Annotated in this window: 20 protein-coding genes and 1 tRNA gene; 12 read left to right on the top strand and 9 right to left on the bottom strand. The window is 71.0% G+C overall.

Annotation, left to right across the window (positions count from 1 at the left end; all coding sequences use genetic code 11):
- The first annotated feature begins 468 nt into the window (after positions 1-468).
- The 9 genes from WMF11_RS24995 to WMF11_RS24955 all read left to right on the top strand — a co-directional run bounded on the left by WMF11_RS24995 (position 469) and on the right by WMF11_RS24955 (position 11,294).
- On the top strand, positions 469-1,611 hold the full coding sequence (locus WMF11_RS24995) for a transketolase (protein WP_437979153.1): 1,143 nt from the start codon (positions 469-471) through the stop codon (positions 1,609-1,611).
- A gap of 202 nt (positions 1,612-1,813) precedes the next feature.
- Positions 1,814-2,248, top strand: coding sequence for a preprotein translocase subunit YajC (yajC, locus tag WMF11_RS24990; RefSeq protein ID WP_437555184.1), 435 nt, complete (start codon positions 1,814-1,816; stop codon positions 2,246-2,248).
- Positions 2,249-2,303: 55 nt separating this feature from the next.
- Complete coding sequence (gene secD / locus WMF11_RS24985; protein ID WP_437979152.1) at positions 2,304-4,457, top strand: protein translocase subunit SecD; 2,154 nt, start codon at positions 2,304-2,306, stop codon at positions 4,455-4,457.
- A 74-nt stretch (positions 4,458-4,531) separates the two neighbouring features.
- The gene (gene secF / locus WMF11_RS24980) at positions 4,532-5,773 is read left to right on the top strand and encodes a protein translocase subunit SecF (protein ID WP_437910875.1); all 1,242 of its coding nucleotides are present in this window, start codon (positions 4,532-4,534) and stop codon (positions 5,771-5,773) included.
- Positions 5,774-5,861: 88 nt separating this feature from the next.
- A complete protein-coding gene (gene recJ / locus WMF11_RS24975) occupies positions 5,862-7,622 on the top strand; it encodes a single-stranded-DNA-specific exonuclease RecJ (RefSeq protein WP_437979151.1) in 1,761 nt (586 codons plus the stop codon).
- Between the two features lie 40 nt (positions 7,623-7,662).
- Complete coding sequence (locus tag WMF11_RS24970; protein ID WP_437555176.1) at positions 7,663-8,442, top strand: ABC transporter ATP-binding protein; 780 nt, start codon at positions 7,663-7,665, stop codon at positions 8,440-8,442.
- Between the two features lie 35 nt (positions 8,443-8,477).
- Positions 8,478-9,587, top strand: a complete 1,110-nt coding sequence (locus tag WMF11_RS24965; protein WP_437910872.1) for an MlaD family protein — start codon at positions 8,478-8,480, stop codon at positions 9,585-9,587.
- 84 nt (positions 9,588-9,671) lie between these two features.
- A complete protein-coding gene (locus WMF11_RS24960; RefSeq protein WP_437979150.1) occupies positions 9,672-10,871 on the top strand; it encodes a pyridoxal phosphate-dependent aminotransferase in 1,200 nt (399 codons plus the stop codon).
- A 351-nt stretch (positions 10,872-11,222) separates the two neighbouring features.
- Positions 11,223-11,294: transfer RNA gene (locus WMF11_RS24955), tRNA-Val, on the top strand.
- Positions 11,295-11,546: 252 nt separating this feature from the next.
- Here the strand turns inward: WMF11_RS24955 and WMF11_RS24950 are convergent.
- Both WMF11_RS24950 and WMF11_RS24945 read right to left on the bottom strand, forming a co-directional pair.
- On the bottom strand, positions 11,547-12,509 hold the full coding sequence (locus tag WMF11_RS24950; RefSeq protein ID WP_437979149.1) for a hypothetical protein: 963 nt from the start codon (positions 12,507-12,509) through the stop codon (positions 11,547-11,549).
- A 39-nt stretch (positions 12,510-12,548) separates the two neighbouring features.
- Complete coding sequence (locus tag WMF11_RS24945) at positions 12,549-14,180, bottom strand: TIGR02266 family protein (RefSeq protein WP_437979148.1); 1,632 nt, start codon at positions 14,178-14,180, stop codon at positions 12,549-12,551.
- 266 nt (positions 14,181-14,446) lie between these two features.
- Between WMF11_RS24945 and WMF11_RS24940 the strand changes: the two genes are divergently transcribed.
- On the top strand, positions 14,447-14,812 hold the full coding sequence (locus tag WMF11_RS24940; RefSeq protein ID WP_012237106.1) for a PilZ domain-containing protein: 366 nt from the start codon (positions 14,447-14,449) through the stop codon (positions 14,810-14,812).
- 219 nt (positions 14,813-15,031) lie between these two features.
- Here WMF11_RS24940 and WMF11_RS24935 read toward each other — a convergent pair whose 3' ends face one another.
- The 6 genes from WMF11_RS24935 to pilB all read right to left on the bottom strand — a co-directional run bounded on the left by WMF11_RS24935 (position 15,032) and on the right by pilB (position 22,249).
- Entirely contained in the window at positions 15,032-16,675 is a 1,644-nt protein-coding gene (locus WMF11_RS24935; protein WP_437979147.1) for an EB domain-containing protein, read from the bottom strand.
- A 246-nt stretch (positions 16,676-16,921) separates the two neighbouring features.
- The gene (locus WMF11_RS24930; RefSeq protein WP_437555164.1) at positions 16,922-18,070 is read right to left on the bottom strand and encodes an OmpA family protein; all 1,149 of its coding nucleotides are present in this window, start codon (positions 18,068-18,070) and stop codon (positions 16,922-16,924) included.
- An 8-nt stretch (positions 18,071-18,078) separates the two neighbouring features.
- On the bottom strand, positions 18,079-18,405 hold the full coding sequence (locus WMF11_RS24925; protein ID WP_012237102.1) for a DUF4398 domain-containing protein: 327 nt from the start codon (positions 18,403-18,405) through the stop codon (positions 18,079-18,081).
- 108 nt (positions 18,406-18,513) lie between these two features.
- Positions 18,514-19,206: a transcriptional repressor LexA gene (gene lexA / locus WMF11_RS24920; protein ID WP_437979146.1), complete on the bottom strand. Its 693-nt coding sequence runs from the start codon at positions 19,204-19,206 to the stop codon at positions 18,514-18,516.
- Positions 19,207-19,404: 198 nt separating this feature from the next.
- Positions 19,405-20,544, bottom strand: coding sequence for a type IV pilus twitching motility protein PilT (locus WMF11_RS24915; RefSeq protein ID WP_437555162.1), 1,140 nt, complete (start codon positions 20,542-20,544; stop codon positions 19,405-19,407).
- Between the two features lie 4 nt (positions 20,545-20,548).
- A complete protein-coding gene (gene pilB, locus WMF11_RS24910; RefSeq protein WP_437555160.1) occupies positions 20,549-22,249 on the bottom strand; it encodes a type IV-A pilus assembly ATPase PilB in 1,701 nt (566 codons plus the stop codon).
- 105 nt (positions 22,250-22,354) lie between these two features.
- Here pilB and WMF11_RS24905 point away from each other — a divergent pair, with 105 nt between their 5' ends.
- Together WMF11_RS24905 and WMF11_RS24900 are read left to right on the top strand one after the other, a co-directional pair.
- On the top strand, positions 22,355-23,578 hold the full coding sequence (locus WMF11_RS24905) for an FHA domain-containing protein (protein ID WP_437979145.1): 1,224 nt from the start codon (positions 22,355-22,357) through the stop codon (positions 23,576-23,578).
- Entirely contained in the window at positions 23,575-24,918 is a 1,344-nt protein-coding gene (locus WMF11_RS24900; RefSeq protein WP_437979144.1) for a serine/threonine-protein kinase, read from the top strand. The genes WMF11_RS24905 and WMF11_RS24900 overlap by 4 nt, the downstream gene beginning before the upstream one ends.
- A gap of 14 nt (positions 24,919-24,932) precedes the next feature.
- On the opposite strand, the gene WMF11_RS24895 is transcribed toward WMF11_RS24900, so the two are convergent.
- Complete coding sequence (locus WMF11_RS24895) at positions 24,933-25,139, bottom strand: hypothetical protein (RefSeq protein ID WP_437979143.1); 207 nt, start codon at positions 25,137-25,139, stop codon at positions 24,933-24,935.
- Between the last annotated feature and the right edge of the window lie 46 nt (positions 25,140-25,185).

Below are 25,185 nucleotides of genomic sequence, written 5' to 3'. Positions count from 1 at the left end.
CGAAACGGAGAGCGCCTCCTATCAAGGGGGGGGGAGTCCGTCAAGCGATATGTTTCCTGGGGGTCGCTTTTGTCGTGGCGGCCCGGTGCCTGGTGGTCGGTTTCTGGTGTTCCTGGTGAAGGCTCGGGCGGCGGCCGTCATCGCCCCGCCGCCTTGGTCGAGCAGCCGGTTCGCCGAACCGTCGATGCCATCGAGCGGTCGACGAGGCCCGGCGGCAGCCACAGGCCAGGCGCGGCAGGCGTCCATCGCGCGCTCGACGCGCCGGGCGAGCGACCGGTCGGGAGCCGCATGCGGCGGACGCTCATTGGACGCTCATTGCGCGGTGGGAGCGTGAATTCTCGGAGTTACGTCCGGACACGGACGAACACTGACGACCGCGATCGCCGCGCTACTCGAGGCCGGCCGCTGCGCGGAGGCCGATCGCGCTCGCGCTTGACCTCGCGTGCGGCTCGGGCGACGAACGATGGGATGGCAGGGCCTGACGGTCTAGGCTCGCCGCCGGATCCGGCGGCGGTGATCGCACATGTCGAGGTGGCCGCGGGGAGCGCGCTGTTCGCCGCGCACGCGGCGGTGCCCGGCGATCTGCCGATCGAGCGCGCCGCGTGCGCCACCGAGGCGATCCGCGGCGCCGCTGCGCGCACGCGCGCCGGGCGGCGTGCGAGCGTCGTGCTGGGCGCCCACGAGCTCGTCGGTGCGCTCGCCGCGCTCGGCGAGGCGGCGGCGGTGCGGACGCCGGTCACCGTGCACGTCATCGAGCGGCGCGGCGGGCTCGCCGTCGGGCGCGACGAGCTCGCGCCTGCGCTCGACGTCGGCGCGGGGGTGCTCGTGACCTGGAGCAGCCAGGAGGCGGCCGACATGACGCTGGTGGCGCGGCGCGCCGCCGAGGACAGCGAGACGCCGTTCCTGCACCTCGTCGATGCGCTGCCGTCGGACGTGTCGGCCCTCGGCGGGGCGCGCGAGCTCGCGGCGCGCTTCCTCGGCTCCGAGCGGAGCGCGCCGACCTTCACCGACGCGGCGCCGGGTGAGAGCGACGGCGACGGGGGGCCTCGCCCGCAGGGCCGCGGCGTCGTCCGGAAGCGGGCCGAGCGGGGCTTCTGCGCGCGCGTTCCGTTCGCGCTCGCCAGCGCGATGCGGGAGCTCTGCGAGCTGACCGGCAGGCCGCTCGGCGCGATCGAGCGCGTCGACACCGCGGACGCGGAGGAGATCTTGGTGGTCGTGGGCTGCGCGTTCCCCGCGGCGCGCGAGGTCGTGCGCAGCCTGCGCGCGCAGGGCCGCCGCGTCGGCCTCGTGGGCGTGCGCGCGCTCCGCCCGTTCTTCGGCGCCGACGTGGTGAAGGCGCTCGCGCGGGCCAAGGCCATCGTGGTCCTGGAGCCGCTCGACGTGCCGCTCGCGCCGTACGGGCCCGTCGCCGCCGCGGTGAAGGCGGCGTTCGCGGACGCGCTCACCTGGGCCCCGGGCTTCCCCAGCGTCGGGCGCATCCCGCCGATCCTCTCCGCGACGTTCGCGACGATCGACGGCACCATCACCGAACGCGACGTGCGCCTCTCGCTCGCCGAGATCGCGAGCGGGGAGCGCGCTCGCCGGCACATCGTGTTCGGCAGCGACGGCTGACGCCGCGCGGCAGCGGAAGCGCGGCAGGGGACGGAAGCGCGGAAAGGGCCGCCAGGTCGCATTCCCCGGACGCCCGGGTGAGCCTGCCCGCCTAGCTCCTTGCGCGACCCTTGGATCCTGGGTATGGAGGCGGGCCCCGGGGGGTTGGGAGAGGCCCGCAATTTGCGGGCGAGCCCGTCGGGGCCCGGAGACACGCGTCACCTTGGCAAGCTCAAACTGGTTCCAGCCGAACGCCGCCCCCGGGCGAGCGGGCAACGCGCCCGCGACGCCGGTCGAAGGTCAATCGCCGCCGTCCGGAGGGCAGGAGGCGCCGCCTTCTTCGCCGTTCGGCGGAGGGGCCTTCCAGTTCCTCATCCTGGCGCTGCCGCTGCTGCTCATCTTCGTGATGACGCGGAGCCAGAGCAAGAAGCAGAAGCAGCTCGAGTCGAGCCTCAAGGCGGGCGACCGGGTCGTCACGCAGTCCGGGCTCCTCGGCAAGATCATCGACATCAGCCCGAACTCCCCCAGGGTCAAGCTGGAGATCGCCCCCGGCGTGAACGTGCAGGTCCTGAAGAGCGCGATCCAGGGCCCCGATCCGGGCGAGGTCGCCGCGGCGGACGCCAAGGTCGCCGACGCGGCGAAGGAAAAGAAGTCGTAGGCCGGCGCTCGGCCCAACAGGAAGCTTTTTTACCGCCCCCGCGGCGCCAGACTCCATGCTCCTAAACATCTTCCAGTACGGGTTCGCCGGCGTCGCCGGCCTGTGCCTCCTCGGCGCGTGGCTCAGCCGAGCGAAGCGCGGCGTCTTCGCCTGGGCGGCGCTCTCCGCCGGCGCCGCCGCGATCGCGGCCCACTACCACGTGTTCTGGGCCCTCGCGACCTTCGGCCTGATGGTGCCGTGGGCGCTGCTCTGCGTCGGGCCGTGGATCGATTTCGCGTGGCGGGTAAAGACGGGCTTCGTCCTGTTCCTGGCGCTCGGCTCGGCGCTCGCCATCTACCCGACCTACCACGACGAGCGGTACGGCCGCCCCGTCCACACCGGCCTCTCGTCGGAGCAGGTCGCGGAGCAGGAGACCCGGGCGAGGGCCGGCGAGCTCGGGTTCAGCCGCTTCCTGACGTCGAACATCCCGTTCCGCCTGGTGCGCGGGCTCGATCTGAAGGGCGGCCTCCGCCTCGTCTACACGGTCGACGTCGACGAGGCGATCAGCGACAAGCGCGATCGGTACTACGACGATCTGCGCGCGGCGCTCGCGAAGTCGTTCGGGTTCCACGAGGGCGACAAGCCGCCGACGATCGAGGAGATGCAGAAGCTCCAGACGAAGCTCCGCATCGAGAAGTCGCGCGAGCAGGCGGACACGATCGCGATCACGTTCGACGACCCGGCGGACTCCGAGAAGATCAACGACGAGTTCCTGGCGAAGTTCCTGCACGAGCTGCAGCTCCAGCGGTCGGCGGATCGCCGCGTCGCGAAGTTCCGGATCCGCGACGAGGTCTCGAGCAGCATCCGTGAGCGGGCGGTGTCGCAGGCCAAGGAGACGGTGCTCCGCCGCGTCGACGGGCTCGGCCTCAAGGAGGCGAGCGTCTCCACGCGCGATGAGGACGTCATCATCGAGGTCCCCGGCGACGACGAGGCCGCGTTCACCACGATCCGCGAGATCATCAGCCAGACCGCGCGGCTCGAGTTCAAGATGGTCGACGACGACCAGGACTTCTTCGAGCCGATCGCGAGGAGCGCCAAGGAGGAGGACCTCCCGAAGGGGCTGACGTTTTCGATCGAAAACGCGCCGGTCGGCCCCGGGAAGACGAAGCCGGTCCACTTCGCCCGGATGGTGCGCGCGGAGCACGAGGAGCTGCGCGATACGCTGAAGCGGCTGCGCGAGTGGGTCGGGACGCTCCAGGTACCGGCGGACAACGAGGTCGGCTACGGCAAGCTGTACGAGTACAACGAGGAGAAGGACGTCGTCGAGGAGATCGGCTGGCGGACGTACTTCCTCTTCAGCAAGGCCGAGATCACGGGCGACATGGTGCGCGACGCGCAGGCGCTCCCGGATCAGAGCGAGGGCGGCCTCGGCGGCTGGTACGTGTCGATGGATTTCACCCCGACCGGCGCCGACCGGTTCGAGGACATCACCGGCAGGAACGTCAAGCGGCGGTTCGCCATCATCCTCGACGAGAAGGTCGAGAGCGCGCCGGTCATCCAGACGAAGATCGGCGGCGGCCGCGCGCAGATCACGATGGGCTCGCAGAACCCCGATCAGCAGCTCCAGGACGCGCGCAAGCTCGAGCTGGTGCTCCGATCGGGCGCGCTGCCGGCCCCGATCTCCCCCTCGAACGAGCAGCGCATCGGCCCGTCGCTGGGCAAGGACGCGATCCAGCAGAGCATGAAGGGGGCCATCGCGAGCGGCGTGCTCGTCGTCGTGTTCATGGTGGTGATCTACAGCCGCGCCGGGCTCATCGCGGACATCGCCGTCGTCTTCAACCTCATCCTGCAGATCGCCGTCCTCGCGATGTTCGGGGCGTCGATGACGCTGCCCGGCATCGCCGGCCTGGTGCTCACCATGGGCATCGCGGTCGACGCCAACGTGCTGATCAACGAGCGCATCCGGGAGGAGCTCAGGAACGGCAAGAGCCCGCGCGCCGCGGTCGACGTCGGCTATGACAAGGCGTTCAGCGCGATCCTGGACGGCCACGTGACCACGCTGATCTCGGGGCTCATCCTGGCGCAGTACGGAACCGGCCCCATCAAGGGCTTCGCGATCACGCTGATCGTCGGCATCGCGATCAGCCTGTTCACCGGGGTCGTCTGCACCCGCCTGATGTTCGACTGGGCGGTCCGCGGCCGAAAGATCAAGACGCTCTCGCTCGGCTGAGTACGGGGGCGCGCGAGCGGATCTCCGACCTTTGAGGGAGAACGCGCGAGCGGATCTCCGATTGAGATACGACGATGGAACTCATCAAACCTGGCCGTCAGTTCGACTTCATGAGCAAGCGCTGGCTCTTCATCGGGCTCAGCGGGGTGCTGCTCATCCTGTCGATCATCTCATTCATCGTGCCGGGGCCGAAGCTCGGGACCGATTTCAAGGGAGGCACCGAGGTTGAGGTCGCCTTCCGGGCTCCGGTCTCGAGCGCCGAGGTCCGCGAGGCCGTCACCAAGGCGGGCTTCGACTCCCCGGACATCGTGTCCGTCGCGGATCAGGCCAACCCGAACCGCTACCTCATCCGGGTCCACGAGGTCTCGGCCCTGTCGGAGCAGCAGAAGGGCGCGGTGCGCGATCGGCTGTGCCTACCGCCGGAGAACGGCTCCGTCCCCGAGGACCGCTGCCCGCCCGCGCTGCGCGCCACCGAGGTGAAGTTCAGCCCCGGCGGCGACAAGATCTCCACGCGCTACGACACAGCGCCCGACCTGGAGGGGATCAAGAAGCAGCTCGAGGGCATCGAGGGGGTCGAGCTCAGGGCCGGCGCGAACAACCCGCTCGTCGTGAGCGAGCGCGACCACAAGGTCGAGCTCCACCTCAAGTCGAAGGGCGACCAGCTGATGGACGGCCTCCGGCAGCACCTCGGCGCGGACAAGGTGCCCGAGCAGGCGCTCCGGGTCGAGTGGATCGGCCCGAAGGCCGGCGCGCAGCTGCGCGACGCGGCCATCAAGAGCATCGCCATCACGATCTTCTTCATCATGGCGTACATCGCGTTCCGGTTCGACATCCGGTTCGCGCCCGGCGGCATCGTCGCGCTCGTGCACGACGTCGGCATCGCGCTCGGCGCGATGGTGATCACGCAGCGGGAGATCACCCTGTCCACGGTCGCCGCGCTCCTCACGATCGTCGGCTACTCGATCACGGACACGGTCGTCGTCTACGACCGGATCCGCGAGAACCTGGGGAAGCACCGGGACATGAGCTTCTCGGCCGTCATCAACTTCTCGCTCTCCGAGATGCTCGGGCGCACGATCCTCGTGTCCATGACGACGCTGCTGTCGCTCGTCATGTTCCTCTTCTACGGCACGGGCGTCATCCGGGACTTCGCGTTCACGCTCGTCGTCGGGATCGTCGTCGGCACGTACTCGTCGATCTACGTCGCGGCGCCGCTCACCGAGTGGATCGACCGCCGGTTCTTCGGCGCGAACGGGAGCAAGCGCAAGAAGGTCAGCCGCGTCCGCACGCAGAAGCGCGCCGACGCGGTCGTCTGAGCGCCTCGCCGTGGCCGCGCGGTGCCGCGCGGCCTGAACCGCCCCAGGTCATGGACGCACCCCTCTCGTCGGTGTACCCGCTTCTGTGATGAGCACCGCCACGGAGGCCTGGAGGGAGCTCCCCGAGCGCGAGGCGCAGGCCTCGGCTTCGCACGGCGCGGGGGGCGCCGCGCCCGTCGCGGATCCGGGCGAGGCGTCCGCCGAGGCGCTCGTGATGGCGCGCCAGCTGGGGCTGTCGATCACGGTAGCGGACATCCTGCACCGGGCCGGCTGGGCGCCTGACGAGGCGACCCGGCGCTTCCTCGACCCGCGGCTCTCGCACCTCACGTCGCCCGACGCGATGGCCGATCGCGAGGCGAGCGCGGAGCGGATCGCGCGCGCCGTGCGCGTCGGCGAGCGGATCGCCGTCTTCGGCGACTACGACTGCGACGGGATCACCGCGACCGCCATCATGACCGGCGGGCTGCGCGCCCTCTCGGGACAGGTGGTGCCGCTCCTCGCGACGCGCGCCGAAGGCAGCTACGGCCTCTCGGCGCCCGCGCTGGAGCGCGTGATGCGCGCCGGTCCCACGCTGCTCATCACGTGCGACTGCGGATCCAGCGATCACGAGCGGCTGGCCGCGGCCCGCGCGGCCGGCGTCGACTGCGTCGTCATCGATCACCACCTCGTGCCGGCCGAGCCGCTCCCCGCGATCGCGTTCCTGAACCCGCACCGCGCCGATTGCGGCTTCCCGTACAAGGGGCTCGCCTCCTGCGGGCTCGCGCTCTCGCTCCTGGCCGCCGTGCGCAAGAAGCTCGGCTCGTCGCTCGATCTCCGCCCCTACCTCGACCTCGTGGCGATCGGCACGGTCGCCGACGTCGCTCCGCTGACCGGCGACAACCGCGCGCTCGTGCGGGCCGGCCTTGGCGTGCTCCAGACCGGGCCCCGTCCAGGGCTCCGCGCGCTCGCGGCGCTCGCCAACCTCGATCTCGGGCGCGGCGCGTCCGCCGAGGACGTCGCCTTCCGGATCGCGCCCCGCCTCAACGCGCCCGGTCGGCTCGGCGATCCCGACATCTCCCTGGAGCTCCTGCTCGCGCACGACGGCGTGACCGCCTCCGCGCTCGCCGCCACGGTCGAGCAGGCGCAGATGAAGCGGCGCGCGATCCAGGACGAGATGCTGACCTCCGCGCTCGCCGAGATCGAGCGCGCCGGGTTCGATCGGGATCCTGCGATCGTCATCGCGCGGCAAGGCTTCCACCCCGGCGTGGTCGGCATCGTCGCTGGCAGGATCACGGGGCGCTACGGCAAGCCGGCGATCGTGATCGCGCTTGAGGGCGCGAAGGGGCGCGGCTCGGTGCGCGGTCCAGCGGGCGCGCGGCTCCACGACGCGCTCACCCGGTGCCGCGCCGAGCTCGTCGGCTTCGGCGGCCACCAAGCGGCGGCCGGCGTCGAGGTGCGCGCCGATCGCGTCGAGGCGCTTCGGGCGGCGTGGTGCGACGCCTTCCGCGAGCAGGACCTCCCGGCCGCCGCGGCGTTCGCGGCCGCCCACGTCCGGCTCGACGATCGCGACGATCCAGCGGCCGTCGCGCGCGATCTCGAGCGGCTCGAGCCGTGCGGCGAGGGCAACCGCCCGTCGTACGTCCTCGTGGCGGGCGCGGCCGTACGCTCCGCGAGGAACCTGAAGGGCCACCTCAAGCTGGAGCTCACGTTCGCCCGCCGCGAGATCTCGTGCTTCGGGTTCGAGCTGGGCGAGCTCGCGCCGCGGTTCACCGGCAAGCGCGTCGACGTGGTGGGCCGCCTCCGACGCGACGCCTGGCGCGGCGGGGACGCCGTCGAGATCAGGATCGAGCACGTCGCCGCGTCCGACTGAGCGTTCGCGGCGGGCCTCCGCGGCGTGCTAGCGTGAACGCGTGGCTGAGCCGCTGATCCGGTTCTCGCGTGTGCGCAAGGCCTTCGGTCCGAAGGTCATCTACCGCGACCTGAACCTCGAAGTGTACCCGGGCGAGACGATCACCATCATGGGCGGCTCGGGCGTCGGCAAGAGCGTCATGCTCAAGCTGCTCATCCGTCTGCTCGACGCTGATGGTGGATCTATCCAGTTTCACGGTGAGGAGATCACGCGCCTGAGCGAGTCGCGCATCGCCGGGGTGCGCCAGCGCATCGCGATGCTCTTCCAGGGCGGCGCCCTGTTCGACTCGATCTCGGTCGGTGAGAACGTCGCTTACGGCCTGCACGAGCACTACCGGAAGGAGATGACCGAGGCGCAGATCGCGGATCGGGTCAACTGGGCGCTGTCGCTGGTCGGCCTGCCGGGCATCGAGCAGATGCGCCCGGGGGACCTGTCCGGCGGCATGAAGAAGCGCGTCGGCCTCGCGCGCGCCATCGCGGTGCAGCCCGAGGTGCTGCTCTACGACGAGCCGACGACCGGCCTCGATCCGATCAACACCGAGCGCATCAACCACCTCATCAAGGGGCTGAAGCAGGCGCTCAACGTGACGAGCATCGTGGTGACACACGACATGAAGAGCGCGTTCTCGATCTCGGATCGGATGGCGATGATCTTCCGCGGCGAGGTCATCGCGACCGGCACCCCGGACGAGTTCCGGAAGTCTACCGATCCGCATGTCGCCGATTTCATTACCGGGACCGCTCCGGTGAATGAGGACGTCCAGACGCTTCTCGGCGCGTGACGATCCCCCCGAGATCGCGCAAGATGCCCTTCTGCATGGGCAGAGCGCGCGATCTGAAGGTCGGACTCTTTGTGCTGGCGGGCCTTGTGCTCTCCGCCGTAGTCATTTTCCTGATAGGCGACGAGCGGCGGCTCTTCGACTCTTCCGTCAGCTTCACGACGAACTTCGGCGACGTCCAGGGGCTTAAGCCGGGCGCGCCCATCCGCATGGGAGGCATCGACATCGGTCACGTCGCCGAGGTCGGTTACGGCCCTGATCCGAAGGACACCAAGATCTATGTGAAGCTCGAGATCGTCGAGAGCGAGGCGAGCCGGATCAAGACGGACAGCGTCGCCCAGATCGCGAACAAGGGCCTGCTCGGCGACAAGATGCTGGAGCTCACGAAGGGGCAGAGCCCGGACTCGGTGCCGCCCGGCGGCCACATCCCCGGCGAGGTGCCGACCGACGTGATGGGGAAGGTGACCGGCATGGCCGAGAAGGCCGAGGCGACGCTCGACAACATCCAGAAGGTCTCGGAGAGCATCGCCGACGAGAAGCTGCACAGGGATCTCCGCGAGACGGTCGCCTCGGCGAACACGCTGATGAAGCAGGTGACCGAGGGGGAAGGCTACCCGCACCGCTTCCTGACCGATCCCGAGGAGGCCGAGCGCATCTCGCGCACCGTGCAGAGCCTCGACCGCCTCAGCACGGAGCTCGCGAGCGCGGTGCGCGAGGTGCGGGGCGTCGTCTCGCGGGTCAAGGAGGGGCCGGGGTTCGCGCACGACGTCATCTACGGCGACGGCCCGCAGAAGCAGATTCAGCAGTTCGGGAGCGCGGCGGACGAGGTCGCCATGACGCTGCGGGGCATCCGCGAGAGCGACAGCTTCGCGCACGACGCGCTCTATGGCGGCAAGGGCGACGGCGCCGAGGCGCTCGCCAACGTGACGGCGATGACCGGCGATCTGCGGGCGATCGTGCACGACATGAGGGCGGGCAAGGGGACGCTCGGCGCCCTGCTTGTCGATCCGTCGATCTACGAGGACATGAAGAGCCTCCTCGGCAATGTGCAGCGCAACGACGTGCTCCGCGCGCTCGTGCGCTACTCGATCAAGCAGGACGAGCAGAAGCCCGCGGTCCAGGTCGGCGGCGCCACGCCGTCGCCCTAGCGGCACATCCGAGCCGCCCGCGCAAGCGCCGGAGCGGTAGCGCCTTGCGTTATCTCAGGCCGCCCTTTATTCCTCAGTGTCTCGATGCCCAGGAAGCTCGCTGACCGTCTGTCGGCCGTCGCGCCCAGTGCAACGCTCGCCATGGCGGCGAGGGCCGCGCGCCTCCGCGCCGACGGGCACAAGGTCTTCTCCTTCGGCGTGGGCGAGCCTGACTTCGACACGCCGGAGCACATTCGTACCGCGGCGAAGGCGGCGCTGGACGCCGGCGCCACCCACTACACGGCCGTGTCCGGCATCTCCGAGCTGAAGTCGGCGATCTGCGCGGCGACCGAGCAGCACCGCGGCTGGCGGCCGCTGCCGAGCCAGGTCACCGTGAGCTGCGGCGCGAAGCACGCGTTGTTCAACCTCGCGACCGCGCTCTTCGAGCCGGGAGACGAGGTCGTCATCCCCGCGCCCTACTGGGTGAGCTACCCGGAGCAGGTGCGCCTCGTCGGCGCCACGCCGGTCGTCGTCGACACGACCGAGGAGATGGGGTTCCGCCTTACGGCGGACGCGCTCCAGGGCGCGCTTTCTCCGCGGGTGAAGGCGATCATCCTGTGCACGCCCTCCAATCCGACCGGCTCGGCGTATGCGGAAGAGCACCTGCTCCCGCTCTTGGGCGTGCTGCGGCGGCATGACTGCTGGATCGTCGTCGACGAGATCTATGCCGATCTCACCTACGACGGGTTCCGGCACGTGTCGCTCCCCGCGCTCGCGGAGGACCTCGCGCCGCGGGTGATCGTCGTCGATGGGGTCAGCAAGACCTTCGCCATGACGGGCTGGCGGATCGGCTGGAGCATCGCGCCGGCCGAGGTCGCGAGGGCGCTCGACGTGGTCCAGGGTCAGAGCACCACGAACGCGGCGGCCGTCTCCCAGGCGGCCGCTGTCGCCGCCCTGAACGGGCCCCGCGACGCGGTGTTCGCGATGCGCGCGGCGTTCGCCCGGCGGCGCTCGCTGATGGTCGAGGGGCTCAACGCCGTACCGGGGGTGCGCTGCAGGACGCCGGAAGGGGCGTTCTACGCGTTCGCCGACGTGCGCGGGCTCTGCGGGCGCGCTTTCCAGGGGACGACGCTCGCGAGCGACGAGGACGTGGCGACGTGGATGCTCGAGCAGGCGCACGTCGCCGCGGTCGCCGGCACCCCCTTTGGCGCGCCTGGGTACCTTCGCTTCTCGTATGCCTGCGATGAGGACCACATCGAAGCAGGCCTCGCCGCGCTCCGGCGCGCCGTCGCGACGCTCGATTGACCGCGCGCGTCGCTCTGCGCCGGTGTCCACGCGCGCGCTCGAAGCGCAGCGGCGCCCGTCCCCGCTCGCCCGACCGCGACGTGGCGCGGACGCGGCGGCCCGTCTGGCTCCCGTGCCCCGGTCGCTCACGGGCGGCGCGCAGCCGGCGCGCGCGAGCCCCGCGGCCGGCGCGCTGGCAGCGGCCGCAGGCGCGCCTTCACCGGCGACCCGCCGGTTCGGGCCTGGCTCGGGCCTGAAGGAGCTCCGCGAAGAAGTTCGACATCGCCAGCGAGTTCTTCTTGTCGAACGCCGATGTTTGGGTTAAAAGCGCCACGTCTTTCCGAAACGGCCGGGTGACAACCGGCTGGCATCGGGCGCATAACTCAGCGGTAGAGTGCGTCCTTCACACGGACGAAGTCGCAGGTTCAAGTCCTGCTGCGCCCACCCCGATTCGCTCCCCTGGTGAGCTGGTTCCACGCGTCGAGCTGTCTGCGTGGCCGTGCCGCTCCCAGCAGGTGTTGAGCGGTTGCTTCGGAGCATCGAGTCGCCCGCGCGGCCGTGCCGATGCGCTCCGTCCGTGCCTGCAGCTTTGCGGGGGTGGCGGGGAGAGAAGCCGCTCGGCGCCGTCACGTCGGGGCGTGAAAGCGGCGAAGCGAGGGGGCGCAGGCCGCTTCGGGGTTGGCGAGACGAAGGCGTTCAGCGAGCAGCGCTCGCGGCGGGCGGCGCTGCCGCCGCCTTGTCGTTCTTGCGCTTCTCGATGACGCTGGCCGTCGCGCGGAGCTCCTTCTGGAGGGGGCCGCACCTGAGGCACCTGCGCGTCCGATGGCCCCGGCAGGGCTGGGGGGTGCCCAGCGCCTTGATGTAATGGAGCGCGCGGACATCGCCCTCCTCGCGCACCCTGGCGAGCATCGCCTTGGTGGGGCACTCCGTGAGGCGGCGCAGATCGTCGGCGACGAGCAGCGCCGGCGACGCGAGCTGCCGCACGCTGCTCTCCATCAGCCGTGTGCTCGCGTGGTCCCTGGGCCAATCGCCGAACTTCGGCGCGGTCACCACCTCGTAGAGCAGGTCGGGACCGCGGCTTCCCATGTGCTTGGCCATCAGATCGAACGCCGTGAGGGCGACGTCCGGGGTGCCGTTCGCCGCCCTCAGGATGATCTGCTTGAGCTCGTCGTTCCCGGCCTCCTCGGGAGCGACCTCGAACAGCCGCTGCGCCGTGAGCAGCGCGGCCGCCATCGCCTTCTCACGCCCCTGCGCGACCGCGAGGGCCCGGAGCACCGCGGGGTCTTCCGGATACCGCTGCGCGAGCGAGCCGAGCGCCGCGCTCCCCGCGGCCTGGGCGCTCTCGAGCTCCGCGGGCTGAGCGCGGGCAGGCGGCGCCTTCGCCGGGGCCTCGGGCTCCGCGGGCGCGAGCGCCGGCGCCGGCTCGGGGGCCGGCGCGCTGCTGCTCTCGCGGCCGCTGCTGCTGGGCGCGGCGGCCGGCGAAGGGCCCGGCAAGGCGCTGGCGCGCCCCTCGAGCGCCGTCACGGCCGTCGGATCGCGCAGCGCGACCGCGCCGCAGACGAGCCCGGTCGCGGCCAGCAGGCCCAGCGCGGCCAGCGTGGCGGCCGCCTTCGAGCGGCCTAGCCCTGATTCACCGACGTGACTCACCGAGCCGCTCATCGCAGCTGCCTCTCCCGCGGAGGACCCGCGGCCTGGTCATCAACCGTAGGGATCGTCGTTCTTCGGCGGCTTCGGCGCGGCCGGCCTGGGCCTAGGGGCCGCCGGCTTGGGCGCCGCGGGCGCCGCCGTCGCCGTGGGGGCCGCGGGCTCTGGCGCTGGGGTGGTCGCTGCAGGCTCCGCCGTCGGCTTGGGGGCCGTGGGCTCCGCCGTCGCCGGGGCCGCAGGCTCGGCCGTCGCCTTGGGCGCTGCAGGCTCCGCGGTCGCTCCGGTCGCCCCGAGAGGCGCGGTGGCGCTCGCCGTCGGCGCCGCGGGCGCTTCGGCGGTCGTCGTGGGCGCCGCCGTCGCGGCGGGCGCAGCCTTGTCCGTCGCCGCGGGCACGACCTCCGTCGGCTGAGGCTTGTCCGCCGGAGCCGCAGGCTTGTCCGCCGGAGCCGCAGGCTTCGCCGCGGGCTGCTCGGGCGCGGCCGGCGGGGTCGCGGAGGGCTTGTCGCTCTGCCCGAAGACGAGCCAGAGCGCGCCGCAGAGCGCTGCCGCGACCAGCAGGATCGTGAGCAGCCGCCCGGTGCCGCTGCTCTCCTCTTCCTGCGCGAGCGGAGCCTGGGCCGCGGGTGCGGCCTTGGCCGTGGCCGCCTTGTCTTCCTTCGGCTTGGCGGCCGCTGGCTTCGCCTTCGCCTGATCGTCGGACGCCTTCACGTCCTGGCGCGCAGGCTTGCCGTGCAGATCGTCCGCCGGCGCCCGGTCCGCGACCTCGGCCGGTCTCCTCGCCGCGGCCGCCTTCGCTGGTCTCGCCTCGGCCGCGGGCGCCTCGTCCCGCGCTTCCCGCTCGTTCGCCAGCTGGGCGACCGCCGGGACCGGGATCGCCGCCGGCTCGGCCAGCGGCCTGACGTGCTCCTCTTTCGGCGCCGGAGCTGGCTCGGCCTTCTTCGGCGGGGCGGCCATGAGCGGCTCCTTGGACGGGCCGATCTCTTCCAGCGAGCCGCCAGCGTCGGCGAGCGCTTGCTTCAGCAGCTCGGCCGCCTGCTTCATCATCGTCCGCTCGTCGGGCGGCGGCATCTCCTTCTCGGGGTTCGTCTGCGGGAAGAAGCTGCCGCCCTCCGCGACGTCGGCCTTCTTCGCCTCGCCCTTGCCCGCGTCGCCCTTCGCCCCGATCGAGCCGAGCCCCAGCATCGTCGACGCCCGCTTCACCTGCGCCTGCGCTGCCTTGGAGGCCGCGGCCGCGGGCTCGGCCTGCGGCGCGCTCGCGGTCGCCGACGGTGCCGTGATCTCCTGCACGTCGTCGCCCAGATCCGCGCGGTCGGTGATGCCGGCCTCGAACGCCGACCCGGCGCCCGCTTGCGCGTCGACGAGCCGGGTGATCACGGCCTTGGATTTCTCATCGATCTTGATGAACTTCACGCCCATGCCCGCCGGGTGCGCGTCGCTCCCCTGCGCGGGCTCGCGCTTCCACACGACGCGGCCGACGCCGGCGATCACGGCTTGCTCGTCCTGCAGACGGATCTCGAACTTGAGCAGCGTGCCAGCGGGGAAGGGCGACGGCGTCTTGATGAAGATGCCGCCACGGCTCACGTCATGCGAGTGGTGCTCGATGAACTCGTCGACCGTGGCGCTCTTGTAGCGGACGGTCATCTGCAGCACTCTCGCTCGCGGATCTTTGCGTGTGTCCTGGGCCATCAGGGTAGAACTCCCGTCTACTTCGCGACTCGCTCGCGACTCGCTCCAGCGGATGTGGTCCGCATGTTACCCAAGGTTCGCCGCGAAGCCCAAAGGCTAACACGTGGCGGTCGCTTTACCGAACGCAGCCATGGGCGACCGGGCGAGCATGCTGTTCGCGCGGCGCGCGTGGTCGCGCCTGCGCCCCTGCGCCGCACGGCTTGGCGAACCGAGCGTGTGCGCGCGTCTCTCGTGATATGTTCGCGTCGACTGGAGAATGCGCCAGGATGGCTGTCCGGGACCACTTTCGCGTTCACGCGAGGCGACGCGTCGATCTTGGGGCGACGCTGCGCGATCGCCAGTCAATCGAGGAGCACGGCGTTCGCATCCGCGATCTGGGGCTGGGCGGCGCCGGCATCGAGCTGTCCGAGGCCCAGCTCGCGTCGGAGCTCCTGGATCCCGAGGCGTCGGTGACGCTCGAGGTCACCGCCCCGAACCTGTGGGATCCGCTGAGCCTCCGCGGTCGTATCGCCTGGATCCGCCGCGGTGCGGCGGGGCGGCCGGCGCGCGCGGGCGTTCGCTTCGAGCACCACGACGCCGGGTCGCTCTACGGCCTCTACCAGCTGCTCGGCACCGAACACTTCGACCTTTAGCGCGGGGAGCGCCCGCTTCGGATACGGGCCCATCTCGGCGCTTTCGGTGCTCGGCGTACGTGAGTACGCCTGCGCGCCGAAAACGCCGATCTGGGCCCGTCTCCTGTGCGGGCGCCCCCCGCGCTGCGGCTGGGACGGGGGAGGGAAGAGGGGTTCGGCTGTCCCGACGCGCTGCGCTGGAGCACGTCGGGAACGTCGCTCTGGGTGCGGGAGACGGGGCTAGAAGGCGAACACGGGGCTGACGGTGGGGGCCAGGACGAGGCCGAGCGTTGGCCACATCAGCATCACCTTCATCTCGGCAGACACTCCGAAGTTCTGGGTGATGCCATAGACCACACCGGCGCCTAGCGCGGAGAAGTTCCGCCCCGTGATCTGGTAGGCATCGAGATTCTCGACGTAGCGGGTGTTCGCCGGACACCTGTTGCTGCTGCTGGTGCGCACCGGATCCCCTTCCTCGGTGCGGCGATCGCACACATCCACAGGCACCGAGGCGTTCACCTGGGCCAGCCCGATGGGCGAGGCGAAGGCATAGGGGCGGAACCCGCCCTTCTCGACGATCCGATCCCCCAGGAGGAAATACGTGGCGCGGAGCTCCGCATGGAGTGGCAGGAAGCTGAGCGCCTGGAGGTGCGGGTTCTGCAGGTCATTGCCCGCCTCGTCCGTCCACGGGTTCGGCCCGTTCTTGGAAGACGGCGAGCCGCCGAACGCGAATCCGACCCGTACGCCGAGGAGCAGCGACAGGTCCGAGAACAGCTGCCGATCGTACGACAGCATCACCCGCCACCCAGCGAGGCTCAGGCCGCCCTTGACCCCGTTCGTTCCCTCCAGATCCGCGGGCTCGCCGTAGAACTGCCGGCCCTCGCCGCCCGGATAGAAGCAGGCGTAGGCGGCGTCGCTGCCCGAGCAGACGTAATCCGTACCGCGCACCAGGAGCAGGTCGAGCTGGCCGGAGACGCCGACCACGTTGCGGTTGCCCTTGCCCTTGCCCTTCGACGCCCCGCCGCCCTCGTCGCTCCCCTGCTCGCAGGTCCCGTTCACGCAGGCGAGCCCCGACTGGCACTCCTCGGTCGCCTCGCAGGCCGAACCCCACGTCTTGTCCCCGCGCTTGCCGCCGGCCTCGGGGCAGCCAGGCAGGCCCGGCGGGCAATCCTCCTTCGCGGCGCACCGCTTCGGCGGCTCCTGGCCAGGCAGCGACGGCTCCTGCTCGATCTCGTTTTTGATCGGCACCCGGTGAGGCGCCTGCATCGAACCGGCGGTGCCCACCGGATCGCCCGCCTCGTCTCTCAGGATGACGAAATACCGGATATCGCCGGTCGTCGTGACATCCTCGCAGGGGATCTCCACCCCGAAGCCGCTCTCGATACGCCTCATCTCGAGCGACTTCCACTTGGGCGAACCGAACGGCTTGTAGCGGACCGTCGCCTTGGACGCGTCGATCTCCTCCGGGATCTCGACGTACACGGGCACCGGCGTGTTCACCGCCTGCTCCGCCACCGGCGTGTGGGGAACGTCGCCCGCCGCGGCCTTCGTGGCCTTGCCGCCGCCGTCGCGAGGCGCCTTCCCGGCGGCCTGCGCCTCCTTCTGGGCCTCCTTGAACGCCTGGGCCAGCTCGGTCGTCGTCAGCGCGTCGATGAGCGCCGCCTTCGGATCGGCCTGGAGCGCCAGCACGAACTCGGCCTTGGCCTGCTGGAGCTTGTTGCCGCCGCCATACACCGTGCCGAGCGCGATGTGCAGCTTGCCGACCACCGGCTTCGAGCAGGCGTTCTTGTCGCACTTCTTCAGGGCGTCTTTGAGCTTCTTCTCCGCCTTGTCGAACTCGACAGAGAGGTAGTCATCGTCCATCGCCTGGTTGTGCAGCTTCATCGCCTCCGCGTCCTTTTCGCCGGCGGCGCCGGCGACCGCCGGCGCGCCGAGGACCCACAGCGAAGTCAGTGCAGACGCGAGACGAGCGCGGCGTGAACGACGGAAAAACACGGGTTCAGACCTCCAGGGTGTGCTGGGGAGGGGCTCTTGCTTTCAGGAGGAGGGGGCCGGGTCCGGCCCCCTGGACTGCGCGGTCGAGAGCGACCGTACCCCGACACGCCAGGCGGTGCTCCCGCGACGGCTGGACTACTGCGCGCCCTCCGTGCGGACGAACTGCACGCGCCGGTTCAGGGCACGGTTCTGGTCGGACGTGTTCGGCACGATCGGCTGCTCCATGCCGTACCCCTTCGATGTCAGCCGGGCCTCGTCGATGCCCTTGGCGACCAGGTACTTCTTCACCGAGGCCGCGCGCCGATCCGACAGCTTCTTGTTGTAGGCCGCGGCGCCCTTGTTGTCCGTGTGCCCCTGGATCTCGATCTTGATCTTCGGGTTCTGCTGGAGGACCTCGACCACGGCGTCGAGGATCGGGAAGCTCTCGGGCCGGATCTTGTCCTTGTCGAACTCGAAGTGGATCTGCTGCGTGATCTTGATCTCCTTCTCGGTGACGATGACCAGGCTCGGCTTCTTCGGGCAGCCCGGCTTGTCGCCGCCGACCACGCCCGGCTCGTTCGGGCACTGGTCCTCGAGATCGACCACGGTGTCCTGGTCGTTGTCCGGCTCGGGGCAGCCGTCGGCGTCCTCGTAGCCGTCCGGATCCTCCGGGTCGTTCGCGCAGTTCTTGCCCGTGCTGTCCTTGTCGTTCGCGTCGAGGACCGTATCGAGGTCGTTGTCGAGCTCGGGGCAGCCGTCCTCGTCGAGGTAGCCGTCCTTGTCCTCGGGCAGGAGCACGCAGCTATCCTTGCCGTCCGTCAGGCCGTCGCCGTCCGTGTCCGGATCGTCCGGGCAGCCGTCATCGTCCTGGAAGCCGTTCCAGGTCTCGGCGTCGCACGGGCACTTCTTGTCCTGCGGATCGAGCAGCCCGTCGCCGTCGCAGTCTCCGGGCTTGGGCGGCGGCGCCTCCTCGACGAACCCGCGCTCGGCGCACTTCTGCGGCGGCGAGAGGTCGTACGCGGCGTGCGTGTTCGCCTTCGCGATGTCGAGGTGCTCCTTGGCCCGGACGAAGAAGCCCTGATCGAGCTCGACCGAGGCGAACGACAGGTGCGACTTCGCCATCGCCAGCTCGCGCGGCGCGCAGCGGAGCGCGCCGTTGCGCTCCGCCTGCTTGGCGATGGTGGTCAGCGCCTCGATGTCGCCGCGCATGACCGGCACCTGCGTGCACGAGAAGGCGGCCCCGGCGATCGCCACGACAGCGACGGCGCCTGCGCGACGGGCGCGGCGGGAACTGCGGCGCGTCATTCCAATGCTCATCGACCCGCGCCCTCGTGCGCCTGTTTCGCTAGGGTGATCGCCTTGTCCGCGTACTCCTCTGCGACGTCGGCGAAGTCGATCGCGTCGCCGTAGTCGGCGGCCGCGGCCTCCTCCCGAGCCTTCCAGAGGTGCTCGCGCGCGGTGTAGTACTCGTACGGCGCATACTTCTCTGCGCCGAGCGCCTCGGCCGTCTCGAGCTTGCTCGAGGCCGAGTTCGCGGTGAACGCGTAGAGGGTACCGCCGCAGCCGCCCGTGAGAGCCGCCGCGAGCACCATGCCCGCGCCTGAAATCCAAGTCCCGAATCGCCGCCCGTGCGTCGTCACGATCGCGTTCTTTCTGGAGCGGGCACCTAAGACCGTCTGCCCGGCCGTCGCGACGCTATCAAGGCCGCTCGGCGCGCGTCAACCGGCTCGGGGAAGGGAAGGGTGAGGTCAGAGCTTCCGGTAGACGCCGACGACCACGCCGAGGAGCATCGCGGGCTTGAAGTCGCTCGCCCGGACCAGGATCGGCGCCATCGCCGCGTTCGCCGGCTGGAAGCGCACGTAGTCCTTCTCGGGGAAGAAGTATTTTACCGTCGCCTCGTCGCCGATCAGCGCCACCACGATGTCGCCGCGCTGCGCGGTGAGCTGCCGGCGCACGAAGATGTAGTCGCCGCTGAAGATGCCCGCCTCGATCATCGAGTCGCCGGTGACGCGCAGGCCGAACACCTCGCGCCCGCCGCGCACGAGCGTGCGCTCGATCCGGACCGTATCGAGGACGTGCTCCTCGGCGAGGACCGGCAGGCCCGCGGCGATCCGGCCGACGACCGCGATCTCGACGAGGTCGTCCTCCTGGTCGTTCGCAGGGGCGTCGTTCCCACCGTTCACGAGCGCGCCGCGGAGATCGGCGCCGCCGCCGGCGCCCGCGCCGTCGAGATCGCGCGGGCGGAGCGCGCGCGACTTCATGTCCTCGCGCGTGAGGTAGCCCTTGCGTTCGAGCGCCCGGAGGTGATCGTTCACCCCGTTCGTCGAGCGAATCCCCATATGCGCGCCGATCTCGCGCAGCGTCGGCGGGTAGCCGCGCTCGCTGATCGACTGCCGGATATAGTGAAGCACCTGCTGTTGTCGCTCGGTGAGCCCCTGCATCGGGCGGAACCTACTGAACGGTTGGGTAGATGTCAAAAAAGTGTGGAGCCCCCTCTCCATGGCCTCGATTTTACTGCGATTTTCTGGATGCCAGCGGCGCTCGTCCGACCGTCCGCCCCGCCTCCCGCCGCGCCGCGCCGTGAGCCGTAAGGCGGGTCGAGCGTGCAGGGTGAACCGAAGGGCAGGGCGCCGCTGTGGTCAGGGCTGCTTCGGGCCGTTGTTCCGCGAGCTCACCGCCTGACGGGGCTCCAGCATCGCCCGGATCTCTTCGCCGTCGGCGGCGGCCGCGAACGCCTCCTCCAGCGTGATCATCCGGCGCTGGTAGAGAGACACGAGCGACTGGGCCATCGTCTGCATGCCGCTGCCGGACTGGCCCACCTGCATCTGCGAGTAGATCTGGTGGAGCTTGTCCTCGCGGATGAGGTTCCTGATCGCCGCGTTCGGGATCATGACCTCCATCGCCATGACGCGCCCCGGGCCGTTCGCGCGCGGCAGGAGGAGCTGCGTCATCACGGCGACGAGCGTGAACGAGAGCTGCTGGCGCACCTGCGACTGCTGGTGCGGCGGGAAGACGTCGATGATGCGGTTGATCGTCGAGATCGCCGAGTTCGTGTGGAGCGTGGCGAACACGAGGTGGCCGGTCTCGGCGATCGTCAGCGCCGACTCGACGGTCTCGAGGTCGCGCATCTCACCGACCAGCACGACGTCCGGATCCTGGCGCAGGGCGTACCGCAGGGCGTCCTTGAACGACGCGGTGTCGGAGCCGATCTCGCGCTGGTTCACGAGCGACAGCTTGTGCGGGTGCAGGTACTCGATCGGATCCTCGATCGTGAGGATGTGCAGCCGCTGCTCCGAGTTGATCTTGTCGATGATGCTCGCGAGCGTGGTCGTCTTGCCCGAGCCCGTCGGGCCCGTCACGAGCACGAGGCCGCGGGGCTTGGCGGTGATGTCGAGCACCACCGGCGGCAGGCCCAGCTCGTCGAAGTTCATGATCCGGAAGGGGATCTGCCGGAACGCGGCGGCGACGGCGCCGCGCTGCATGTAGATGTTGGCGCGGAAGCGGGCGAGCCCCTTCATGCCGAACGAGAGATCGAGCTCGTTGCGCTGCTCGAACGCCGCCACCTGCTCCTCGCTCAGCACCGAGTAGCAGAGCTGCTTCGTGTCGCTCGGCATGAGCGGCGGGAGCTTCAGCGGCACCACCGTGCCGTCGATGCGCAGGAGCGGCGGCGTGCCGCTCGTGATGTGCATGTCGCTCGCGCCCTTCTCCACCATCGCGCGGAGGAGCTGCTGGAGCGTGTACCGGAGGCCTTCCTGCTGTCCGACGAGCTCGGTGGTCATGCGCTCAGTCCCCCATCGTCACGCGGCCGACCTCCTCGGTCGTGGTGACGCCCGCGAGCACCTTCTCGATCCCGCTCATCCGGAGGGTCAGCATCCCGCCCTTGATCGCGGCGGCCTTGAGCTCGGCCGTGGACGCGCCCTGGAGGACCATCTCCTTCAGCGCGTCGGTGAAGCGCATGACCTCGTAGAGCGCGACGCGGCCCTTGTAGCCGGAGCCGTTGCAGGTCTTGCAGCCCGCGCCGCGGATGAGCTCCGCGCGCGCCACCTGCTGCTCGGTGAAGCCGAAGTCGAGGAGCACCCTCGCGTCGACCTTCAGCGGGACGCGGCAGTCCGGGCAGATCTTGCGCGCGAGGCGCTGGGCCAGCACGAGGTTCACGCTGGCGGTGATGAGGAACGGCTCCACGCCCATGTTGAGGAGGCGCGAGATCGTCGACGGCGCGTCGTTCGTGTGCAGCGTCGAGAGCACGAGGTGGCCGGTGAGCGCGGCCTTGACGGCGATCTCGGCCGTCTCGAAGTCGCGGATCTCGCCGACCATGATGATGTCCGGGTCCTGCCGGAGGAACGACCGCAGCGACATCGCGAAGTTCAGCCCGATGTCGTCGTGCATCTGCACCTGGTTGATGCCGTGCAGGTTGTACTCGACAGGGTCCTCGGCGGTGCTGATGTTCGAGCCGATCTGGTTGAGCTCCGACAGCGCCGAGTAGAGCGTCGTCGTCTTGCCGGAGCCGGTCGGGCCGGTGACGAGGACCATGCCCCACGGCTGGCCGATCGCCCACTTGAAGTCGGCGAGCGGCTTCGGATCGAAGCCGAGCTTTGCCATGTCGAGCTGCAGGTTCGACTTGTCGAGGAGGCGGAGGACGATCTTCTCGCCCCAGATCGTCGGCAGCACCGAGACGCGGAAGTCCATCTCCCGGCCCCTGCCCATCTTCAGCTTGATGCGGCCGTCCTGCGGGAGCCGCCGCTCGGCGATGTCGAGCGAGCTCATGATCTTGAGGCGGCTCGAGATCGCGTTCTTCAGCTTGATCGGCGGCTGCATCTCCTCCATCAGCACGCCGTCGATGCGGTAGCGCACGCGGAGCTTCTTCTCGTACGGCTCGACGTGGATGTCGCTCGCGCCCTTTTTGATGGCGTTCAGGAGGATCGCGTTGACGAGCCGGACCACGGGCGCGCCCTCGGCGGCCTTCTCCAGCTCGAGGACGTTCACGTCGTCGGCCTCGACCTGGAAGCCGACCTCCTCCTCCCCAAACTCGCTCAGCACCTCGTCGTAGGAGGGCCCGACGTTGTAGGCGCGCTCGATCGCCTCCGTGATGCCGGTCTCGGACGCGACGACGGGCTCCACGTTGAAGCCCGTGAGGAACTTGATGTCGTCGATCGCGTGGAGGTTCGTCGGATCGGCCATCGCCACGACGAGCGCCGTCCCCGACCTGGAGATGGGGATGATCTTGTGCTTCTCGCAGACGTCCCGCGAGACGAGGCGCGAGACCTCCGCGTCGATCTCGTACTCGTCGAGGGCGACGGCCGGGACGCGGTACTGCGTCGAGAGGAAGCTCGTGATCTCTCCGTCGGAGATGTACCCGAGCTTGGCGAGCGCGTACCCGAGGTTCTGACCTGTCTTGCGCTGCTCCTCTTGGGCTTGCCTGAGCTGCTGGAGGCTGATGAGCTTTTCGCGGACGAGCAGTTCGCCGAGGCGGTTCGTTGTCGACATCGAGGCCGCAAATCCTGCGGGTGACGAGGGAGGGAGTCAACGCTGGCGGTTGGGGCCGGCGCGCATCAAGGGTAGGATGTCGGATGGGGGCGAGGATGGCGCTGCGTGAGTCTCTTTGAGTGGTTCGGGCTCAGGCGGGGGGACAGCCGACGCAGGGCGGCCGAGGCCAAGGAGCTCGCCGGCGATCTCGCGGGGGCGGTCGAGCTGTACCTCGACGCCGGGATGCCGGACGACGCGGCCCGGGTCCTCCTCCTCCGGGCGGACGCCGAGCGGAGCGTCGAGAAGCGGATCGCCTTCTGCGCGTCGGCGTCCCGCATGGCGGAGAGCCCGGAGCTCAAGCGCGCGGCGCTCGGGCGCAAGGCGCTGCTCGCGTTCGATCTGGTGCGCGCGCGGGGCGCGAGCGTGATGCGGAGCGAGGCGCTGGCCGTCGCGCGCGAGCTCGAGGAGGCGGGCGAGCTCGAGCGCGCGGCCGACGCGTACGCCCTGGTGGGCGACACCGAGTCGGAGACGCGGGTGCTGGCCGCGGCGGGCGCGATCGAGCGGCTCGAGGAGCGGCTCCGCTCCTCGATGACCGTCGAGAGGGACCAGCGAGAGCTCGCCGCGGTCCTGCGGTCGATCGCGGATCTCGACCGGATGGCGGAGCGCCGCGAGGCGATCGCGGTGGCCGAGGCCTGGATCGCGGGGAACCGCGGCGGCGAGCAGGTGGCCGACGCCCTGCGCGCGATCCGCGCGCGGCTCCTCTCGGGGCCGATCCTCTCGCTCGAGCTCGGCGGCGCGCTCCTGCGGTGCGCGCTCGGCGACGAGGTCACGATCGGCCGCGGCGAGGCGACCATCGTCGTCGCGTCCCGCGCCGTCAGCAGGACGCACGTGCGGATCCGGCGCGGCCCGTCCGGCGTCGAGGTCGAGGACCTCGGGACGCGCAACGGCACGACGCTCGCGGGCGCGCGGCTCACGGGGCCGCTGCCCGTCGGCCGCGGCGTGCAGCTCCTGCTGGGCGGGGAGGTGCCGTGCGCGATCACGCCGGGGACGGGGGAGGGGTGCGTGGTGGAGATCGCGGGCGATCGCTTCACGGCGCCGCTCGGCGATCTGCCGGTCGGCCCCTGGCGGATCCGCGTCGATCGGGCTGGGGCCACGGCGTTCGTCGCGCTGAAGACGCCGCCGGGGGCGCCGCCGCCGTTCCTCGGCGACTACCAGCTCGCGCCGTCGGTCGAGCTGTGCGCGGGCGACGCGATCGCCTCGGCGCGCGGGGGGACGGCGGTCTTCCGGCTACCCCCCGCGGGCGAGGCTCCGTCGATCCGGCGTGGCGGCGCCGAGGGCGGCGCGGCGTGAGCCTGTGGCGGCGGCTCAAGGAGCGCCTCGGCGGCGCCGCGGCGGACGGCGGTGCGCCGGCGGACGCGCGCGGCGCCGCCGGGCCGGGCGGGGCGGACGTCGGGGGCAGCGCGCATCCTGCGCGAGCGGAGCGGCCGCAGGCGCACGCGCGCGCGTCGCGTGAAAGCGGAGGCGACGACATCGCGCGCCTGCGGAGCTCCGGCACGCGGGAGGGGCCCTCGACGGACGAGGTCATCGCCGTGCTCCGGCGGGTGCGCGGGACGCTCCGGGAAGCCGAGGCCGTGGCGCACCTCGTCGCGGCGATGGAGGAGCGGGTGCTGCCCGATCCGATCCGCGTGGCCTGCGCGGATCTGCTCGCGGCCCGGGGCGACGAGCAGGGCGCGCTCGCCGTGCTGGAGGGCGCCGCGTCGCGCGAGCGCGGGGGCGCGTCGCGCGCCCAGCCTGTGTCCTCGACCGAAGGCCTCGTCCTCGCGGCCGATCTCTACGCCTCGCTGGGGCAGCTCCCGCGCGCGGTCGGCGCGATCGAGCGGGTGCTCGTCCGGGAGATCGGCGCGCCGGGCGCGCGCGAGCGCCACCAGCGCTGGCGGGCGGCGCTCGGCGCGGATCGGCCCGCCGCGGTCGCCCGGCTGGAGGATGTGACCGTGGTCGCGCCCTCGGCGGGCAAGAGCCCGTTCCGCCTGCTCCGGGAGGTGGCGCGCGGCGGCGCCGGCGCGGTTTACGAGGCCGAGGACGAGGTGCTCGGCCGGCGCATCGGGTTCAAGGTCTACCACGGGCGGGGCGGCGACAGGGCGCACCTCACCCGCGAGGTGCGGCTCGCCACGGCGCTCGGGGGCCCCGGCGTCGTGCGGGTCTTCGACGCGGACCCCGAGGAGGGGTGGATCGCGCTCGAGTGGATCGCGCGGGGGTCGGTGAGGGACGTGCTCCGCGCCGGCGACGCGGCGGCGCTCGCGCCGATCGCGCGGTGGGCGCGTCCGCTCGCGCGCGCGCTCGCCCGAATCCATGAGCGCGGCTACGTCCACGCGGACGTGAAGCCGGCCAACGTGCTCCTGCGCAACCTCGGCGAGCCCGTGCTCACCGACTTCGGGCTGGCCAGGCCGCGTGGCGCGCCGTCCGCCGGCGGCAGCCCAGGGTACGTCTCACCGGAGCGGCTCGCCGGGCGGGCGAGCGATCCGCGCGATGACATCTACGGCTTTGGCCGCGTGCTCGAGGACGTCCTCGTCCACCTCGAGCCGCTCGGCGGCGAGGGGCTCGCTCCCTGGAAGGACCTGTCGCTGCTGTGCCTCGGCCCGGACGACGACAGGCCGCCGGACGGCGCCGCGCTCGTCCGGGCCGCCCGCTGAGCGACGCGGCGGGCTCAGCAAGCTTCGAGGCAGCGCTGGTACCGATCGAACGCGGCCGCGTCGGTGCCATCGAACGCGCCGCAGGGAGCCTCCGCCGCGCACGCCGACGCGCACCGGACGCGGCCGTCGCACGACGCCTCGGCGGAAATGCCGCTGCCGTGGAAGCCGCACTCCTCGGTGTGCTCCGTCGCCTCGTCGCACACGCTCCCGCAGCCGGACACGAGGGCGACCGCGAGCGCAATTGACGCGGCTGACGCGGCTGACGCG

The organism is Sorangium sp. So ce295 (assembly GCF_051527405.1).
GTDB lineage: Bacteria > Myxococcota_A > Polyangia > Polyangiales > Polyangiaceae > Sorangium > Sorangium cellulosum_B.
Note: the sequence above shows the minus strand (reverse complement) of the source record. Positions and strands in the feature narration are given on the sequence as shown.

What these genes read in the sequence shown, in the direction of transcription:
- WMF11_RS24995 (WP_437979153.1), top strand. Translation starts at nt 469, where the DNA reads ATGGCAGGGCCTGACGGTCTAGGCTCGCCGCCGGATCCGGCGGCGGTG.
- secD (WP_437979152.1), top strand. Translation starts at nt 2,304, where the DNA reads ATGCTCCTAAACATCTTCCAGTACGGGTTCGCCGGCGTCGCCGGCCTG.
- secF (WP_437910875.1), top strand. Translation starts at nt 4,532, where the DNA reads ATGGAACTCATCAAACCTGGCCGTCAGTTCGACTTCATGAGCAAGCGC.
- recJ (WP_437979151.1), top strand. Translation starts at nt 5,862, where the DNA reads ATGAGCACCGCCACGGAGGCCTGGAGGGAGCTCCCCGAGCGCGAGGCG.
- WMF11_RS24965 (WP_437910872.1), top strand. Translation starts at nt 8,478, where the DNA reads ATGGGCAGAGCGCGCGATCTGAAGGTCGGACTCTTTGTGCTGGCGGGC.
- WMF11_RS24960 (WP_437979150.1), top strand. Translation starts at nt 9,672, where the DNA reads ATGCCCAGGAAGCTCGCTGACCGTCTGTCGGCCGTCGCGCCCAGTGCA.
- WMF11_RS24950 (WP_437979149.1), bottom strand. Translation starts at nt 12,509, where the DNA reads ATGAGCGGCTCGGTGAGTCACGTCGGTGAATCAGGGCTAGGCCGCTCG.
- WMF11_RS24945 (WP_437979148.1), bottom strand. Translation starts at nt 14,180, where the DNA reads ATGGCCCAGGACACACGCAAAGATCCGCGAGCGAGAGTGCTGCAGATG.
- WMF11_RS24940 (WP_012237106.1), top strand. Translation starts at nt 14,447, where the DNA reads ATGGCTGTCCGGGACCACTTTCGCGTTCACGCGAGGCGACGCGTCGAT.
- WMF11_RS24935 (WP_437979147.1), bottom strand. Translation starts at nt 16,675, where the DNA reads ATGAAGCTGCACAACCAGGCGATGGACGATGACTACCTCTCTGTCGAG.
- WMF11_RS24930 (WP_437555164.1), bottom strand. Translation starts at nt 18,070, where the DNA reads ATGACGCGCCGCAGTTCCCGCCGCGCCCGTCGCGCAGGCGCCGTCGCT.
- lexA (WP_437979146.1), bottom strand. Translation starts at nt 19,206, where the DNA reads ATGCAGGGGCTCACCGAGCGACAACAGCAGGTGCTTCACTATATCCGG.
- WMF11_RS24915 (WP_437555162.1), bottom strand. Translation starts at nt 20,544, where the DNA reads ATGACCACCGAGCTCGTCGGACAGCAGGAAGGCCTCCGGTACACGCTC.
- pilB (WP_437555160.1), bottom strand. Translation starts at nt 22,249, where the DNA reads ATGTCGACAACGAACCGCCTCGGCGAACTGCTCGTCCGCGAAAAGCTC.